Source organism: Teichococcus globiformis (genome assembly GCF_042646265.1).
Classification (GTDB): domain Bacteria; phylum Pseudomonadota; class Alphaproteobacteria; order Acetobacterales; family Acetobacteraceae; genus Pseudoroseomonas; species Pseudoroseomonas globiformis.
Window position 1 is genome coordinate 21,913 of sequence record NZ_JBHRTN010000018.1, and the last position, 17,338, is coordinate 39,250.

7 protein-coding genes are annotated in these 17,338 nt (G+C 67.5%); all 7 read left to right on the forward strand.

What is annotated here, in order from left to right:
* The first annotated feature begins 71 nt into the window (after positions 1-71).
* From ACFOD4_RS14355 to treY, 7 genes are read left to right on the forward strand one after another with little or no spacing between them, the layout of a single operon-like run.
* Positions 72-3,362 carry an alpha-1,4-glucan--maltose-1-phosphate maltosyltransferase gene (locus ACFOD4_RS14355; RefSeq protein WP_379597456.1) on the forward strand — a complete coding sequence of 1,097 codons (3,291 nt, stop codon included), beginning with the start codon at positions 72-74 and terminating at the stop codon, positions 3,360-3,362.
* Positions 3,363-3,372: 10 nt separating this feature from the next.
* Positions 3,373-6,660, forward strand: a complete 3,288-nt coding sequence (gene treS, locus ACFOD4_RS14360) for a maltose alpha-D-glucosyltransferase (protein WP_379597458.1) — start codon at positions 3,373-3,375, stop codon at positions 6,658-6,660.
* Positions 6,653-8,818, forward strand: a complete 2,166-nt coding sequence (gene glgB / locus ACFOD4_RS14365; protein WP_379597459.1) for a 1,4-alpha-glucan branching protein GlgB — start codon at positions 6,653-6,655, stop codon at positions 8,816-8,818. The genes treS and glgB overlap by 8 nt, the downstream gene beginning before the upstream one ends.
* 1 nt (position 8,819) lies before the next feature.
* Positions 8,820-10,940, forward strand: a complete 2,121-nt coding sequence (gene glgX / locus ACFOD4_RS14370) for a glycogen debranching protein GlgX (RefSeq protein WP_379597460.1) — start codon at positions 8,820-8,822, stop codon at positions 10,938-10,940.
* Positions 10,937-12,694, forward strand: a complete 1,758-nt coding sequence (treZ, locus tag ACFOD4_RS14375) for a malto-oligosyltrehalose trehalohydrolase (RefSeq protein WP_379597461.1) — start codon at positions 10,937-10,939, stop codon at positions 12,692-12,694. Before glgX ends, treZ begins: the two co-directional genes overlap by 4 nt.
* Complete coding sequence (malQ, locus tag ACFOD4_RS14380) at positions 12,691-14,739, forward strand: 4-alpha-glucanotransferase (RefSeq protein ID WP_379597462.1); 2,049 nt, start codon at positions 12,691-12,693, stop codon at positions 14,737-14,739. The genes treZ and malQ overlap by 4 nt, the downstream gene beginning before the upstream one ends.
* Positions 14,736-17,330, forward strand: coding sequence for a malto-oligosyltrehalose synthase (gene treY / locus ACFOD4_RS14385; protein WP_379597463.1), 2,595 nt, complete (start codon positions 14,736-14,738; stop codon positions 17,328-17,330). The genes malQ and treY overlap by 4 nt, the downstream gene beginning before the upstream one ends.
* Positions 17,331-17,338 lie beyond the last annotated feature (8 nt).

Below are 17,338 nucleotides of genomic sequence, written 5' to 3' on the forward strand. Positions count from 1 at the left end.
CCGCCATTCGTGACGTTGGCGGGACCAATAGCCTCTGGGCTCACGCCCATCCTCCCGATCCGTCACCCAGAATGGCCGGCCAGTTTCATCCCGATCAGGCCGGTCTGGCGCAGAAGGACCGTCCCGCATTGCCCGCCGCCGATTCCGCCACAGCCTTCTACCATTTCAATCCCCTCGCCGCCGGACCGGTCCAGCAGTGGGACCAGCTCTTCGAGCACATCGCAGCCATGGGGTTCGGCAGTGTGGTGCTGGCACCGCCTTTCGAACTCGCCGATGCCGCCGATCCATACCTGATCCGCGACCCTTCGCGCCTCCATCCGGCACTGGGCGGTGGCGACGCGGTGGAAGGCCTGCGGCAGGCAGCCGTGGCGGCGAAGGCGCGGGGGCTGTCATTGTTGCTGGATCTGGCGGCGGACCGAATGGCCCGGGATGCTCCCTTGCTGCGGAACGCGCAGGCCTGGTCGCCGCCTGCCATGGGGGCGCCGGATGCGCCACCGGACCCACGCCAGAAACCGGGCAGCACCGTCACGGCGTGGGCCAAGCTCCCCGCTGGGCAGGAACTCGCCAGCTTCTGGCAGGGCCTTCTCGGTGCCTGGGCGGAGGCCGGTATCGCTGGCTTCCGCTGCCTGTCTCCGCAGCGGCTCGACGCCACGTTCTGGTCTGCCCTGATCAATGGACTGAGCGCCTCGCACCCTGGGCTGCGCTTCCTCGCCTGGACCCCAGGTGCACCAGCAGTTGAGGCCGCGCCGCTTGCCGGGTGCGGCTTCAACTTCGTGGCGCCATCCCTGCCCTGGTGGGATTTTCAATCCGGGTGGTTCGCCCGCGAGCTGGCGACATTGACTCCCATCGCGCCCTTGTTGATGGCGCCAGAGGCGCCCTTCGCACCGCGCCTGTCCGCAGGTTCCGGCTCGCGGGATCTGCAAGACGCCACTGCCCTGCGTGCATTGCGTTTCGCCGCCGAGGCGGGTTCCGCGTGGCTGATGCCGATGGGCTTCGAGTATGGTGCGGTGCACCGGATGACAGGGGGTACCGGCGAGGCAGAGGCTTTCGCCGCCCTGCAACAGTCGCCGCGGCGTGACCGGACTGCCGCCGTGCGGGAGGCCAACGCCGCGCGACAGGCCCTGACCGGCCCGACGCGTCTCATATCGTCACCCGGCGCTCCCGTGGCGCTGCTGCGCGGCGCACAGCGTGGCCCCCGGCAGCTGGTACTGGCCAATCCTTCCCTGCGGCGCACCGCCATCGTGTCTGCCGCCGCCATCACCGGCGCGCTACCCCGTCCGGGAAGCCTGCCCCCCGACACGCTGAGTGGAAAAGGAAGCCTGATGCTGGGCACGGGTGAGGTACGTAGCCTGCAGATCCAGGATGTCGCGCCGGTAAAGCTGCCGCTGCGCGGCGGCGCCCGCGCGGCTCAAGCGGCCACAGAGGCTCCCCGCATCGCCATCGAGGCGGTGAGCCCGGCCGTGGATAACGGACGCTTCGTGGTGAAACGCACCGTTGGCCAGCCGGTCGACGTCACGGCCGATGTTTTCACCGAAGGGCATGGCAAGATCGCCGTCCGCCTGCTGTGGCGTCCGGCGGACGAGACGCTGTGGCGCGAAGTGCCCATGACGCACAGCGTCAACGACATCTACTCGGCAAGCTTCGTGCCGGAACGGGTCGGGCGCTACATCTACTGCATCGAGGCCTGGGTGGATCACTTCGCCGCTTTTCGCGACGAGATCACCAAGAAGCACGCCGCCGGCGTCAATGTCTCGTTGGAGCGCATCGAAGGTCTGGCACTCGTGGAGCATGGCGCCGCAGCCTTGAGCGGCGAGTTGGGCGAGCGTCTCAACGCCATCGTGGCGGCATTGAAGCAGGCCGACGATTCAGGCGCCGTTGCGCTGTTCGCCGCCGATGAAACGCGGACGCTGATGACGGAAGCCGATCCGCGCCCCTTCAAGCTGCGCACGGATCCTTACAAACTGGATGCCGAGAGACGTGCCGCCGGCTTTGCCTCGTGGTACGAGATCTTTCCACGCTCGCAGAGTGGCGATGCCGAGCGCCACGGCACCTTCCGCGACACCATCAAGGCCCTCCCACGCGTGCGCGAGATGGGCTTCGACGTGCTGTACTTCACGCCGATCCACCCGATTGGGCAGAAGAACCGGAAAGGCCGAAACAACACGCTGACACCGGGCCCGGATGATGTGGGCAGCCCGTATGCCATCGGCTCGGAAGCGGGCGGGCACGATGCGCTGCATCCGGAACTCGGTACGCTGGAGGATTTCCGCGCCCTGGTGCGCGCCGCGGCGGAGCACGATCTCGAACTTGCGCTGGATTTCGCCATCCAGTGCTCACCGGACCATCCCTGGCTCAAGCAGCATCCGGACTGGTTCGACTGGCGCCCGGACGGCACCATCAAATACGCAGAGAACCCGCCAAAGAAGTACGAGGACATCGTCAACGTCGATTTCTACGCCAAGGGCGCCACGCCCTCGCTGTGGATCGCGCTGCGCGACGTCGTGCTGTTCTGGGTGAAGGAAGGCGTCAAGCTGTTCCGCGTGGACAACCCGCACACCAAGCCCCTGCCCTTCTGGGAATGGATGATCAACGAGGTCCGCGCACGCGATCCCGAGGTGGTGTTCCTGTCCGAGGCCTTCACCCGGCCCAAGGTGATGTACCGCCTGGCCAAGATCGGCTACTCGCAGAGCTACACCTACTTCACGTGGCGTAACACCGCCTGGGAAATGCGGGAGTATCTGGAGGAGCTGAACCGCGCGCCGCAGCGCGACTTCTTCCGCCCGCATTTCTTTGTCAACACACCGGACATCAACCCGGTCTTCCTGCAGAATTCCGGTCGTCCCGGCCACCTGATCCGCGCCGCGCTGGCGGCAACCCTGTCAGGGCTGTGGGGCGTGTATAACGGCTTCGAGCTGTGCGAAGCGCGGCCGCTGGTGCCTGGCAAGGAAGAATACATCGACAGCGAGAAGTACGAGATCAAGGTCTGGGACTATGACCGCCCCGGCAACATCACCGCGGAGATCACCGCGCTGAACCGCATCCGCCGCGAGAACCCGGCGCTGCAGACCCATCTCGGCACAACCTTTGTCCAATCGAACCACGATGGTATCCTCACCTATGTGAAGCAGACGCCGGATGGCTCCAATGCCGTGCTGGTCGCCGTTTCCATGGACCCGCACCAGACGCTGGAGACGCATTTCGAGCTGCCGCAAACGGCGCTCGGCCTGCCCTACGGCGCGTCCCTCGTCGCCGAGGATCTGATGCGGGGCGGGGAGGAGAACTGGGGCGGCAGCCACCGCCACATCCGGCTCGACCCGCACCACAATCCCTTCGCCATCTGGCGCATCCGCGCCGCCGCCTGAGGCCTGATCCATGCCCAACGACAAGCCGGAGACGCCGGTCGATCCGCTCTGGTACAAAGACGCGGTCATCTATCAGCTGCACATCAAGTCGTTCTTCGACGCCAACAATGACGGCGTGGGCGACCTGCCGGGGCTGATCAGCAAGCTCGACTATGTCCAGGCGCTGGGCGTGGACGCCATCTGGCTGCTGCCCTTCTATCCGTCGCCCCGCCGGGACGATGGATACGACATCGCCGAGTACAAGGAAGTGCACCCGGAATACGGCAGCATGGCCGATATCCGGCGCTTCATCGACGAGGCGCATGCGCGCGGCATCCGCGTCATCACCGAGCTGGTCATCAATCACACGTCGGACCAGCATCCCTGGTTCCAGCGCGCGCGGCATGCCCCGGCGGGCTCGCCCGAGCGCGACTACTATGTCTGGTCCGACACCGACCAGAAGTATGAAGGCACGCGCATCATCTTTCTCGACACCGAGAAGTCGAACTGGACCTGGGACCCGGTGGCCGGCCAGTATTTCTGGCACCGCTTCTATTCTCACCAACCGGATCTGAACTTCGACAATCCGGCGGTGATGGAGGAAGTGCTCTCCGTCATGCGCTTCTGGCTCGACGCCGGGGTGGACGGGCTGCGGCTCGACGCGATCCCCTACCTGATCGAGCGGGACGGCACCAACAATGAGAACCTGCCCGAGACGCATGTTGTTCTGAAGAAGATCCGCGCGGCGCTCGACAGCCACGCCCCAGGGCGGATGCTGCTGGCCGAGGCCAACCAGTGGCCCGAGGACACGCAGCAGTATTTCGGTGACGGCGACGAGTGCCACATGTCGTTCCACTTCCCCCTGATGCCGCGCATGTACATGGCGATGGCGCAGGAGGACCGCTTCCCGATCACCGATATCCTGCGCCAGACACCCGATATCCCCGAGAACTGCCAGTGGGCCATCTTCCTGCGCAACCATGACGAGTTGACGCTGGAGATGGTGACCGACCGCGAGCGGGACTACCTCTGGGAAACTTACGCTTCCGAGAAGCGCGCGCGCATCAATCTCGGCATCCGCCGCCGCTTGGCGCCGCTGCTGGAGCATGACCGGCGGCGTATCGAACTGATGAACTCGCTGCTGCTTTCGATGCCCGGCACGCCCGTGCTGTACTACGGCGACGAGATCGGCATGGGCGACAACATCCATCTTGGCGACCGCGACGGCGTTCGCACGCCGATGCAGTGGTCACCGGACCGCAATGGCGGTTTCTCGCGCGCCAACCCGGCGCAGCTCGTGCTGCCGGCGATCATGGACCCGGTCTACGGCTTCGACGCCGTGAACGTCGAGGCGCAGTCGGCCGACTCATCCTCGCTGTTGAACTGGACCCGCAGGATGCTGGCGGTGCGCAAGCGCCACCATGCCTTCGGCCGCGGCAGCTTCGGCTATCTCTATCCCGGCAACCGAAAGATCCTGGCCTATACGCGCGAGCATGAGGGCGAGACGATCCTGTGCGTCTGCAACCTGTCGCGCACGGCACAGGCGGTGGAGCTCGACCTTTCGTCGCTGGCGGGACAGGTTCCGGTCGAGCTGCTGGGTGGCGCGTCCTTTCCGCCCATCGGCCAGCTTCCGTACCTGCTGACCCTGCCGCCCTATGGTTTCTACTGGTTTGTTCTCGCCACGGAGGCCGCCATGCCAAGCTGGCACACACCCGCGCCCGAGCCGCTGACCGAGCTTTCCACCCTGGTGCTGCGAGTGAGCCTGAACGAGGTTCTCGCTCCCGCCCTGCGCAAGGTGATCGAGCAGGACGCGCTGCCAAAGTATCTCCCCAAGCGGCGCTGGTTCGCCGGCAAGGGCGATGGCGCTTCGCAGCCGCACCTTGCCTTCGCCGAAGCCCTTGCCGGACGGGTGGCCGAGGTGCTTCTGGCCGAGGTCGAGGTGGCGGAGGGCGATGGCAAGGCGCGCTACCTCCTGCCGCTCGGCATCGCCTGGGAGGATGAGACCAGCGCCGCGCTGCCGCAGCAGCTCGCCCTTGCCCGCGTTCGGCGCGGCCGCCGCGTTGGCGTGCTGACCGATGCCTTTGCGCTCGACGCGCTGCCGGCCTCGGTGCTGCGCGGCCTGGCCGAGGGCAAGCCGATCCCGCTGTCCGAAGGCGAGATCCGCTTCCTGCCCACATCGCTCTTCGCCGGGCTGGAGATCCCGGCAGATGCCGAAATCCGGCGTCTTTCGGCCGAACAATCCAACTCCTCTCTGATCATCGGCGAGCACGCGGTGCTGAAGCTGGTGCGCCGCGTCACCGAGGGCATCAGCCCCGAAACGGAGATGACCCGCCACCTGACCGAGCGCGGCTTTGGCCAGACGGCGCCGCTGTTGGGCGAAGTGGTCCGTGTAACTCCTGATGGGGTGCCGCGCACCCTGGTCGTGGTGCAAGGCTTCGTGCGCAATCAGGGGGATGGCTGGGGCTGGACCACCGACTTCCTGTCGCGCGCCGTGGGCGAGATGGCCGTGACGGAGGCACCGGAGGAGGAGCAGCAGGACGCCTTCAGCGGCTTCAGCTTCTTTATCGCGGCCCTGGGCAAGCGGCTGGCCGAGATGCATGCGCTGCTGGCCGAGGACAGTGACAACCCGGCCTTCCAGCCTGAGCAGGCTGGCCGCGACGATGTAGGATCCTGGGCGCAGGGAGCGAAGCAGCAGCTTGAAGCCGCGTTCAAGGCGTTGGGCGCGGTAAGGCAGTGGGAGAGCGCCACTGATGCCGCACGCGCCGAGCGGCTGAAGGCTGTCCGCACGGAGTTGCTGAAGGCGATCGACACTCTGGCGAAGTCGGCGGATGGCGTGCTGAAGACGCGCATACACGGTGACTTCCACCTGGGTCAGGTTCTGGTGGTGCAGGGCGATGCCTGCATCATCGACTTCGAGGGCGAGCCGGCGAAAACACTGGATCAGCGCCGCGCCAAATCCTCGCCGCTGCGCGACGTGGCGGGGCTGCTGCGCTCCATCGACTACGCCATTGCCACGGCGGCGGCGCAGAACGGTCACTCGACGGAGACCTCGGAGCGTCGCGTGGCGCTGCTGGCAAGCTTCCGCGAACGCGCCACGGCCGAGTTCCTCGAGGCGTACCGCGCCGTGCATGCCGCGGCATCGCGCCCCTGGGCCCCCGACGCGGCGGAAGGCGCCCTGCTCGACCTTTTCCTGCTGGAAAAGGCCGCCTACGAGGTCTGTTACGAGGTCGCCAACCGCCCGGCCTGGCTGCATATTCCGCTGCAAGGGCTGGATGAACTGGCCGCGCGGCTGCTCGGAAAGGATAACGTTCATGAGTGAGACCAGCCCGCACCCGGATGCGGTCGCCGCGCTGGTCAATGCGCGCCACGGGGATCCCTTTGCCCTGCTGGGGCCTCATGAGGGTTCCGAAGGTACCGTGGTGCGCGCCTTCCTGCCCGGTGCCCGTTCGGTATCGCTGGTGACGCAAGGCGGGTCCAAGCCGATGCGGCTTGTGCAGGATGCCGGCCTTTTCGAGGCGGCACTTGACCGAGCACCCTACCTGCTGCGCATCGACTGGGGCGATGCCGTGCAGGAGACGGAGGATCCCTACGCCTTTCCGCCCTTGCTGGGTGAGCTGGACCTGCATCTCCTGCGCGAAGGAACGCATCAGGACATTGGACGCTGCCTTGGTGCCCATCCCATGGTGGTGGAGGGCACGGCCGGCGTGCGCTTCGCCCTCTGGGCGCCGAATGCCCGCCGCGTTTCCGTGGTCGGCGACTTCAACGGCTGGGATGGCAGGCGCCACCCCATGCGCCTGCGCCACGAGGCGGGCGTGTGGGAGATCTTCGTGCCGCGCGTCGGCCCCGGCGCGATCTACAAGTTCGAGCTGCTGGACCCAAATGGCAGCCTGCTGCCACTGAAGGCCGATCCTTGCGCCTGGCAGGCGGAAGTACCGCCCGCCACCGGCTCCATCGTGGTGGACACCGCGGCCATTGTGAAGCCCGCCCCGCGGCCGCACCCCGCCCCGCCGGAAACGCTGCCCATCTCCGTCTATGAAGTGCATCCGGGATCCTGGATGCGCGGCGAGGACGACAAGGCGCTGAGCTGGGAAGAGCTGGGCGACAAGCTGATCCCCTACTGCACGGGCATGGGCTTTACCCATGTGGAATTCCTGCCGGTGATGGCGCATCCTTTCGGCGGCTCCTGGGGATACCAGCCGCTCGGCCAGTTCGCGCCGCATGCGCCCTTTGGTCCACCCGAGCATTTCCAGCGCCTGATCGCGCGCTGCCACGAGGCCGGGCTTGGCGTCATCCTGGATTGGGTGCCGGCGCATTTCCCGACCGACGCCCATGGCCTTGCGCGCTTCGATGGCACCGCGCTCTACGAGCACGCCGACCCGCGCGAAGGGTTCCACCAGGACTGGAACACGCTGATCTACAACCTGGGGCGGCGGGAAGTCCGGAACTTCCTGCTCGGCAGCGCCATCCACTGGTTGGAAACCTACGGCGCCGACGCGTTGCGCGTCGATGCCGTGGCTTCCATGCTCTACCGCGATTACAGCCGCCCGCATGACCAGTGGATTCCCAACATCCATGGCGGGCGCGAGAATCTGGAAAGCATCTCCTTCCTGCAGGACCTGTCGCGCGTCATCGCCGAACGCTGCCCCGGCAAGCTGTTGATCGCCGAGGAATCCACAGCCTTCCCCGGCGTCACGCGGAAGGCCGATGAGGGTGGGCTGGGCTTCGACTTCAAGTGGAACATGGGGTGGATGCACGACACGCTCCACTACATGGAACGCGACCCGATCTACCGGCAGTACCAGCACGGCGGCATGACCTTCGGAATGGTCTATGCCTTCACCGAGAAGTTCATGCTGCCGCTCAGCCATGACGAGGTGGTGCATGGCAAGGGTTCGCTGATCGGCAAGATGCCCGGTGACGATTGGCAGAAGTTCGCCAATCTTCGGGCGTACCTCGCCTTCATGTGGACCCATCCGGGCAAGAAGCTGCTCTTTATGGGCGGCGAGATTGCGCAATGGCGCGAATGGAACCACGACCGGTCGCTCGACTGGCACCTGCTGGATGAACCACGCCATGCGGGTGTGCAGCGACTGCTGCGCGACCTCAACCGCCTCTACGCCAGCATGCCGGCGCTGAATGCGCTGGACACTGACCCCGCCGGCTTCCGCTGGGTCGTGCTTGACGACAATGCAAACTCCGTCCTGGCCTTTTTGCGCTTCGGGCCGGATGGCAGCCCCCCGGCGCTGGTGATTTGCAACCTGACGCCAGTTCTCCGGCAGGGCTACCGCGTGGGCCTCCCCTTCGGCGGAGTTTGGCGAGAAGCGTTCAACTCCGACGCGGCCATTTATGGCGGCGCCAACAACGGCAATGGCGGCATGGTGCATGCGGCGGAGGAAGCCAGCCACGGCCTCGATGCCTCCGCGGCGCTGACGTTGCCAGGGTTGTCCACGTTGATCCTGGTGCCGGCGGAGGGCTGAGTTGCCACGCCTTCCTGATCGCCTGCTCCCTGGTCGCCCCGATCCCTTGGGCGCCCAGTGGGACGGGCTCGGCGTCAACTTCGCCGTGTTCTCCGCCCATGCCTCGCGTATAGACCTCTGCATCTTCGACCCGGCCGGCCGACGCGAGCTGGCGCGGATGGAGCTTCCGGAATGCACGGACGAGGTGTTCCACGGCTACCTGCCGGAGGCGCGCCCCGGCCTGGTCTATGGCTACCGCGCCCATGGCCCCTACCTGCCGGAGCACGGGCATCGCTTCAACCCGCATAAGCTGCTGCTCGATCCTTATGGGCGGCAGATGCTGGGCGAGCCGCGATGGTCCGACGCGCTGTTCGGCTATCGCGTCGGAGGTCCCCGCGGCGATCTGGGCTTTGATCGCCGCGACAGCGCAGCGGCCATGCCGAAATCGGTGGTCACCGATGACGCCTTCAACTGGGGCGACGATCGCCCGCCTGACATTCCTTGGGATCAAACCGTTATTTACGAAGCGCATCTGCGCGGCCTGACCATCCGTCACGAGGATGTCTGGCCGCGCGAGCGCGGCAGCTTCGCTGCGCTGGCGAGTCCCGCGGTGATCGAGCACATGCAGCGCCTCGGCATCACGGCGGTGGAGTTGCTTCCGATCCACGGCTTTCTGCAGGACCGCTTCCTGGTGGAGAAGGGGCTGCGCAACTACTGGGGCTATTCGACACTGTCGTTCTTCGCCCCCGAGCCCGCGTACCTGTCCACGGGACAGCTGGACGAGATCCGCATCGCCATCCGCCGGCTGCATGCCGCAGGCATCGAGGTGATCCTCGACGTCGTCTACAATCACACCTGCGAGGGCGGCGCGGACGGACCCACCCTGTCCTGGCGTGGCCTGGACAACGCCAGCTACTACCGGCTGGTACCAGGCGATGAGCGGCATCTGATCAACGAGACCGGTTGCGGCAACACCGTCAATCTCGCCCATCCCCGCGTGTTGCAGATGGTGATGGACAGCCTGCGCTACTGGGCCACCTCCTTCCGTGTTGACGGCTTCCGCTTCGACCTGTGCTCGGCGCTGGGGCGCGAGGGCAATCAGGGGTTCGATCCCGGCTCCGGCTTCTTCGATGCGATCCGCCAGGACCCCGTGCTGTCGCGCAAGAAGCTGATTGCCGAGCCTTGGGATATCGGCCCCGGTGGCTATCAACTCGGCCGCCACCCGCCTGGCTTCTCGGAATGGAACGACCGCTTCCGTGACGATGTGCGTCGGTTCTGGCGCGGCGATGCCGCCCAGCGGGCGGACCTCGCAGGCCGTCTCACCGGTTCGGGCATTCTGTTCGAACACCGGCGACGCCGTCCCTGGGCGTCGGTGAACTATCTGGCCGCCCATGACGGTTTCACGCTGAACGATCTGGTCAGCTACGCCGAGCGCCACAACGAGGCCAATGGTGAACGGAACCGCGACGGCCATGGAGACAACTGCAGCGCCAATTGGGGCGCCGAGGGTCCAACCGCCGATCCGGTGATCAGCGCCACGCGCGCCGGGCTGAAGCGCGCCATGCTGCTCACCCTGTTCGCCTCGCACGGCACGCCGATGCTGCTCGCCGGTGACGAGTTCGGCCGCAGCCAGGCCGGCAACAACAATGCCTATTGCCAGGATAATGAAACATCCTGGATCGACTGGGCCTTGTTCGACACGCAGGAAGGCGAGGCGCTTGCGGCTTTCACCGCCCGCGCCGTGGCGCTGCGCCGGCGTTTCGCGACGCTGCGCTCCGCCGATTTCCTGCATGGCCGCACGGAGCCAGCGGCCGGCATTCCCGACATCGCCTGGTTCGGCGAGGACGGCGAGCCGCTTTCCACGGAGGCATGGCACGATCCCGAAGGTCGCTGCCTCGCCCTGCGCCGCGCCTGTCCGGGTCCTGAGGCAGATAGTGCGGAGGTGACGTTGCTGCTGCTCAATGCTTCAGCCCTGCCGGCCGAGTTCACTTTGCCTCAACCCCGCCTGGCCTGGCTGCGTTTGCTCGATAGCAGCGCACCCGATGCGGCCGAGGCGCCGCATCGCGCTGCAACACTGCGCCTTGCCGCACGTTCAGCCTGCCTGCTTGCCGCCTTCCCAGCCGCAAAGAACCGCACGCCATGAGCCACAGCTACAGCTTCGGTGCCCTCCCGGCGCCTTCCGGCCGCACCCGCTTCCGCCTTTGGGCGCCGGGGCAGCCCGGCGTCACGCTGGAGATCCAGGGTGCCGCATCCCAGCCCATGACATCCGAGCCGGACGGCTGGTGGTCGCTGGAGGCGGAGGCGATGCCGGGGACGCGCTATCGCTACGCCCTGGGCGACGGCCCCACTGTGCCGGATCCGGCCAGCCACGCGCAGGATGGCGACGTGGATGGCTGGAGCATCGTCACCGATCATGCACATGACTGGAAGCATCCGGATTTCAAACCACGCCCCTGGCCGCAGGCCGTGGTGTACGAATTGCATGCCGGCGCCATGGGTGGCTTCCGCGGGGTGATGGACGAATTGCAGCGCTTGGCCACGCTGGGCGTCAACACCATCGAGATCATGCCCGTCGCCGACTTCGCCGGCGCCGCCAACTGGGGATATGACGGGGTGCTGCCCTACGCACCCGACGAGACCTACGGCACGCCCGAGGATCTCAAGGCCCTGGTGGATACGGCCCATGGCCTGGGCATCGCCGTCATTCTCGACGTGGTGTATAATCATTTCGGCCCTGCCGGCAATTACTGGCACAGCATCGCGCCGGACTTCTTCCGCAAGGACATCCACACGCCCTGGGGCGACGCCATCGATTTCCGCGAGAAGCCGGTGCGCGACTTCTTCATCGAGAACGCCATCTTCTGGCTGAACGAGTACCGCCTGGACGGGCTGCGGCTGGACGCGGTGCATGCCATCGCCGACGACACCTTCCTCGGCGAGTTGTCGGCGCGTGTGCGGAAAGCCACAGCCGGCCGCGAAGTGTATCTGGTGCTGGAGAACGAAACCAACGACGCCGACCGGCTCGAAGGCGATTTCGACGCGCAATGGAATGATGACGTGCATCATTGCCTGCACGTCCTGCTGACCGGTGAGCACGACGCCTATTACGCGGATTACGCCGACGATCCTGCCGGGCATCTGGTGCGGGCGCTGCGTGAAGGCTTCGTCTACCAGGGCGAGGTGTCGAAGAACCTCGGGCACGAGCGCGGAAAGCCGAGCGGCCACCTGCCGCCCTCGGCCTTTGTGAACTGCCTGCAGAACCACGACCAGGTCGGCAACCGCGCGCTCGGCGAACGCATCTTCGCCCTGGCGCCGGTGGACGGCATCCGTTCGGCCTTTCTGCTGTTGCTGATGGCGCCTCAGGTGCCGATGTTGTTCATGGGCGACGAGTACGCCTCCGGGAAGCCCTTCCTGTTCTTCACCGGCTTCCCTTCGCCGGAGCTGGCAGAGGCGGTGCGGGAAGGCCGGCGAAAGGAATTCGCGCGCTTTCCCGCCTTCAACGATCCGGAGAAGCGGGAGAAGATCCCCGATCCCAACGCCCCTGCAACCTTCGCCGCCTCCCGCCCCGAGAAGGAGGAGCGAGTTTCGGAGGCGGGCCTGCACATGGAAAGCTTCATCTCCACCTTGCTGCGCGCGCGGGCCATGCGCCTCGGGCCGCACCTGGCGGAAGCCACTTCCCTCAGCGCCGAGAAGCTGGGTGCAAAAGGCGTGCGGGCCCAATGGCGCCTGGGGGACGGAGCCGTGCTCACCATTGCCGCGCAGTTCGGGGACCAGCCGGTCCCATGCACGCCGGGCGAGGGCACCATCCTGGCCGAGAGCGCGCCCGGGGTTGCCGATGCGGTGCCGGCCGATGGGCTGGCCGCCCGTTCCGCCGTCGCCTGGCTGAAAGTAGCATGAGCGCCGGGCCGGAGCTGCGCCGCCTCGCCCGCTCCGTCGGGCTGATGGCGGAATGGGAAGACGCGCACGGGCACCGTCACGCAGTCTCGCAGGAAACCCTGCAGACCGTGCTGGATGCGCTCGGCTATCCTGCAGCGAACGAGGCCAATTGTCGTGAGAGTCTGGCCCGGCTGCGACAGGCACAGCGCTCCGTGCCGCCGCCCCTCTTCACCGCGGAGCCGGGACAGGTTCTGCGCATTCCCGGCCTTGCCCCCGGCCGTTACCGCCTGGCCGCAGAAGATGGAACGGAGGTGGAAGGCGAAACCAGCTCCGCCGCCGGCGGTGCCCGCATCACCGTGCCGAGCCTGCCCGGCTATTACGAGTTCGAGGCGGGCGATCGGCGCCTGACCCTCGCCGTGGCCCCGGCGCACGGCTACCGCGTGGAAGATGCCTGCGGCGACGACAAGGCATGGGGTTTGGCCGTGCAGCTCTATGCGCTGAAGCGCAGCGGGGATGGCGGTGTCGGCGATTACACGGCGCTGCGCGACTTCGCCGCAGGAGCGGCGGGGCTGGGTGCCGATGCCATTGCCATCAGCCCGGTGCACGCTCAGTTCAGCGCGGACCCGTCGCGCTTCAGCCCCTATGCCCCGTCCAGCCGCTTATGGCTCGATGTGCGCCATTCCGACGGCGATGCGCTGATGCCGCAGGCGCCTCCCTTCCCGCCCGAGCTGGCGGCGGAATGGGCACGCCTGGAAGCGATGGAGTTGGTGGACTGGCCCGCCGTAGCACGGGCGCGCCTTGCCCGCGCCCGCCAACTTCACCAGCATTTCACGCAAACCGCGAACGAGGCGCTGCGCGATGCCTTCGAAGCGTTCCGCACCCTCGGGGGCAACTCGCTCCGCAACCATGCGCGGTTCGAGGCGCTGCATGCCGCGCAGATCGCGGAAGACGCGTCGCGCTGGCACTGGCGCGATTGGCCTGCCCCGCTGCGCGATCCCGATGGCGCCGAGGTGGCAGCCTTCGCTGAGGCGCACCCCGGGGAGATCGGCTTCCACGAGTTCCTGCAGTTCATGGCCGATCGCGGCCTCGGCATGGCGCAGGCGGCGGCGAAGGAAGGTGGATCGCGGATCGGGCTGATCGCAGACCTGGCCATCGGCGTCGATGGCGGGGGCAGTGACGCCTGGGCTCGGCAGACGGAGTTCCTGTCCGGCGTCGAGATCGGTGCGCCGCCCGACATCTACAACACACGCGGGCAGGGTTGGGGAATCACCACCTACTCGCCGCACGGGCTGGTGGCCAATGGCTTCGCCGCGTTCCGAGAGATGCTCGGTGCGGCCTTCCGCAACGCCGGCGGAGTGCGCCTTGACCACGTGCTGGGCCTTCGGCGGCTCTGGCTGGTGCCTGCAGGCGCTTCGCCGAAGGATGGCTGCTACCTGCGCTACCCGATGGAGGACATGCTGCGGCTGGTGGCGCTGGAATCGCACCGGCACAAGGCCATCGCGATCGGCGAGGACCTGGGCACCGTGCCGGAAGGGTTCCGCCCCCTGTTGCAGCAGCATGGCATCGCCGGCATGCGGGTGATGTGGTTCGAGCAATCAGGCCGCGGCTTCAAGGACCCGTTGCGTTGGACACGGGAGGCGGTTTCGATGACCTCGACCCACGACCTGCCGACGGTGGCCGGCTGGTGGGCCGGCCGGGACATCGAGTGGCGCGAGAAGCTGGGCGGCGGACCGGCCAATCAGCGTGATGCGCGTGCCGGAGAGCGGGCGCGGCTCTGGGCTTCCCTGCGGCAATCCGGCGTGGCGCGCGGCCCGGCGCCGCCGCCCGAGCAGGGCGCCCGGGTGGCCGACGCCGCCGCCGCGCAGATCGGCCGGGCGCGATGCAACCTCGCCCTGCTGCCGCTGGAAGATGCCGTTGCGGCGGTGGAGCAACCCAACCTGCCCGGCACCGTTGATGAGCATCCGAACTGGCGCCGGCGGATCGATCCGCCCGTCGGCCTGATGTTCTCGGACCCCGCCATCGAACAGCGTCTGCGCGGACTGGCGCGGGCGCGGAGAGCCCCATGACGCCGCCCGCCACAACGACGCCGCGCTCCACCTACCGCATCCAGTTCCGTGCCGAGTTCACCCTGGACGACGCCGTGGCTATTGTGCCGTATCTGGCGCGGCTCGGCATCAGCCACCTTTACGCCTCGCCCCTGTTGCCGGCGGCACCTGGCTCCAGCCATGGCTACGACATCACCGCGCATGACGCGATCAACCCCAGCCTCGGGGGCGAGCCGGCGCTGCGGCGGCTGGTGGCGGCGCTGCGGCAGCATGGCATGGGACTGCTGCTCGACATCGTGCCCAACCACATGGGCGTGGACGGACCGCACAATCCGTGGTGGCAGGACGTGCTGGCGCATGGACGCGACAGCCGCTTCGCGCGCTTCTTCGATATTGACTGGGAGAGCGACGACCCCTCGCTGAAGGGCCGCATGCTGGCGCCGTTCCTCGGCAAGCCCTACGGCGAGGCGCTGGCGGATGGCGAGCTGTCGCTGGTGGCCGAGGGCCCCACCGGTGTCTCCGTTGCCTATTTCGACAACCGCTTCCCCGTGGCGCAAGGCGACGCCGACGCCATCCTGCGCGACCGCGATACGCTGAAGACCTACGATCCAGGCTCCCTCGACGGCCTCGCCCGGCTGCACGGGCTGCTGGAGCGGCAGAATTATCGCCTGGCGTGGTGGCGCACCGCCACGGACGAGATCAATTGGCGCCGCTTCTTCGACGTCACCGGACTGGCCGGGCTGCGTGCCGAGGATCCGGCGGTGTTCGACGCCACGCATGAGTTGCTCCTGCGCCTCTATGCCGAAGGTCTGATCGACGGCGTCCGCATCGACCATGTGGACGGCCTCGCCGATCCCGGAGGCTATTGCCGCAAGCTGCGCCGCCGCATGGAAGCCGCAGGACGGCGGCGCCCGGCCGATGCGCCGAAGGGAGAGCCCTACATCCTGGTGGAGAAGATCCTCGCCTCGGATGAGCCGCTGCCGGTTCGCTGGCGCACCGATGGCACCACCGGCTACGACTTCATGGACCAGGTTGGCGCTGTGCTGCACGATCCGGCAGGCGAGGCGCCACTTTCCGCCCTTTGGGCCGAGGTCACCGGCACCCACCGCGACTTTCACGCCGAGGAACTGGCGGCCCGCAAGCAGATCCTGCGCGACAGTCTGGCCGCGGAACTCGACAATTGCGCCCGCGCGCTGCAGGCGCTGGCCCGCTCGCACATCCGGTCGCGGGACTTCTCCTTCAACGCGATCCGCCGCGTGCTGGCGCAGTTGCTGCTGCACTTCCCGGTTTATCGCGTCTATGTCCGCGTTGGCGGGCCGAGCCTGCAGGATGTGACGGTGCTGCGCCAGGCCGCCGACGCCGCCCGTGCCGCCCTGCCGCCGACCGACCACATGCTGCTGTCGCAGATGCTGCTCTGGCTGGCAGAGATCCGCCCACGCGACCTGCCCCTCGGCGAGGCGCGCGCCGCACTGCTGACGGCGCGCCAGCGCTTTCAGCAGCTTTCCTCCCCCACTGCCGCGAAGTCGGTGGAGGATACCGCATTCTACCGCTATGGCCGCCTGCTGTCCCGCAATGAGGTCGGTTCCAACCCCGGCCAGTTCAGCCTGACCCCAGCGGCATTCCACACCGCCGCCAAAGCGCGGGCCGAAGCCTTTCCGCGCGCCATGCTGGCTACAGCGACGCATGACCACAAGCGGGGCGAAGACCTGCGCATGCGCCTCGCCCTTCTCTCCGAGATGCCGGATGAGTGGGCGGACGCGCTCCGCGGCTTCCTCAACCTCGCAAAGCCCCTGATCCGCGATCTACCGGCCGGACCTGCGCCGGAGCCGGCCGATGCCGCCATGCTCTTCCAGATGATTGTGGCGTCCTGGCCCCTTGGCCTCGACCTTGCGGACCGCCCTGCGGTGGAGGAATGGGTAGGGCGCCTGGAGGGATGGCAGCGCAAGGCGATGCGGGAAGCCAAGCGCCGCTCAGGCTGGGCCATGCCGGAGGAAGATTACGAGGCGGCGGGGCTGGAACTGCTGCGCGCCGCGACGGATCCAGCCCGCAGCCCCGAACTATCTGCCGCGCTGGTCGATTTCGCGCGGCGCCTGGCGCAGCCGGGCGCGATGAAGGGGCTCTCGCAGACGGTGCTGCGCTATACCCTGGCCGGTGTGCCGGACCTGTACCAGGGCGCCGAGTTCTGGGATCTGTCCCTGGTGGACCCGGATAACCGGCGCCCGGTGGACTACGCCGCGCGCCGCGCCATGCTGGAGCAGGGGAACAATCCCGCCGCCCTGCTGTCGCGCTGGAAGGATGGCGCGGTGAAGCAGGCCGTGATCCACCGCCTGCTGGCGGAGCGCAACGCGGCGCCGGCCTTGTTCGCGGAGGGACAGCACCGCCCCCTGGATGCGGGGGCGGATCATCTGGCCTTTCTGCGGCAACTGGACCAGGAGGCGCTGCTGGTTTGCGTCTCCCTGCGGGGCCAGCGCCCGGGCCTGCCGGAGATCACGCTTCCTGGGGAACTTGCAGCACGCTCCTGGCATTGCGTCCTGAGCGGCGAAACCTTGCCGCCTTCCGCGCGGCTGTCGCTGCCGCAAGACCTGCCCTTTGCTGTGCTGCGGGCGACTTAAGGCGTCGG

Excerpts from the sequence above, each read along its gene's own strand:
- ACFOD4_RS14355 (WP_379597456.1), top strand. The coding sequence starts at position 72 with ATGGCCGGCCAGTTTCATCCCGATCAGGCCGGTCTGGCGCAGAAGGAC.
- treS (WP_379597458.1), top strand. The coding sequence starts at position 3,373 with ATGCCCAACGACAAGCCGGAGACGCCGGTCGATCCGCTCTGGTACAAA.
- glgB (WP_379597459.1), top strand. The coding sequence starts at position 6,653 with ATGAGTGAGACCAGCCCGCACCCGGATGCGGTCGCCGCGCTGGTCAAT.
- treZ (WP_379597461.1), top strand. The coding sequence starts at position 10,937 with ATGAGCCACAGCTACAGCTTCGGTGCCCTCCCGGCGCCTTCCGGCCGC.
- malQ (WP_379597462.1), top strand. The coding sequence starts at position 12,691 with ATGAGCGCCGGGCCGGAGCTGCGCCGCCTCGCCCGCTCCGTCGGGCTG.
- treY (WP_379597463.1), top strand. The coding sequence starts at position 14,736 with ATGACGCCGCCCGCCACAACGACGCCGCGCTCCACCTACCGCATCCAG.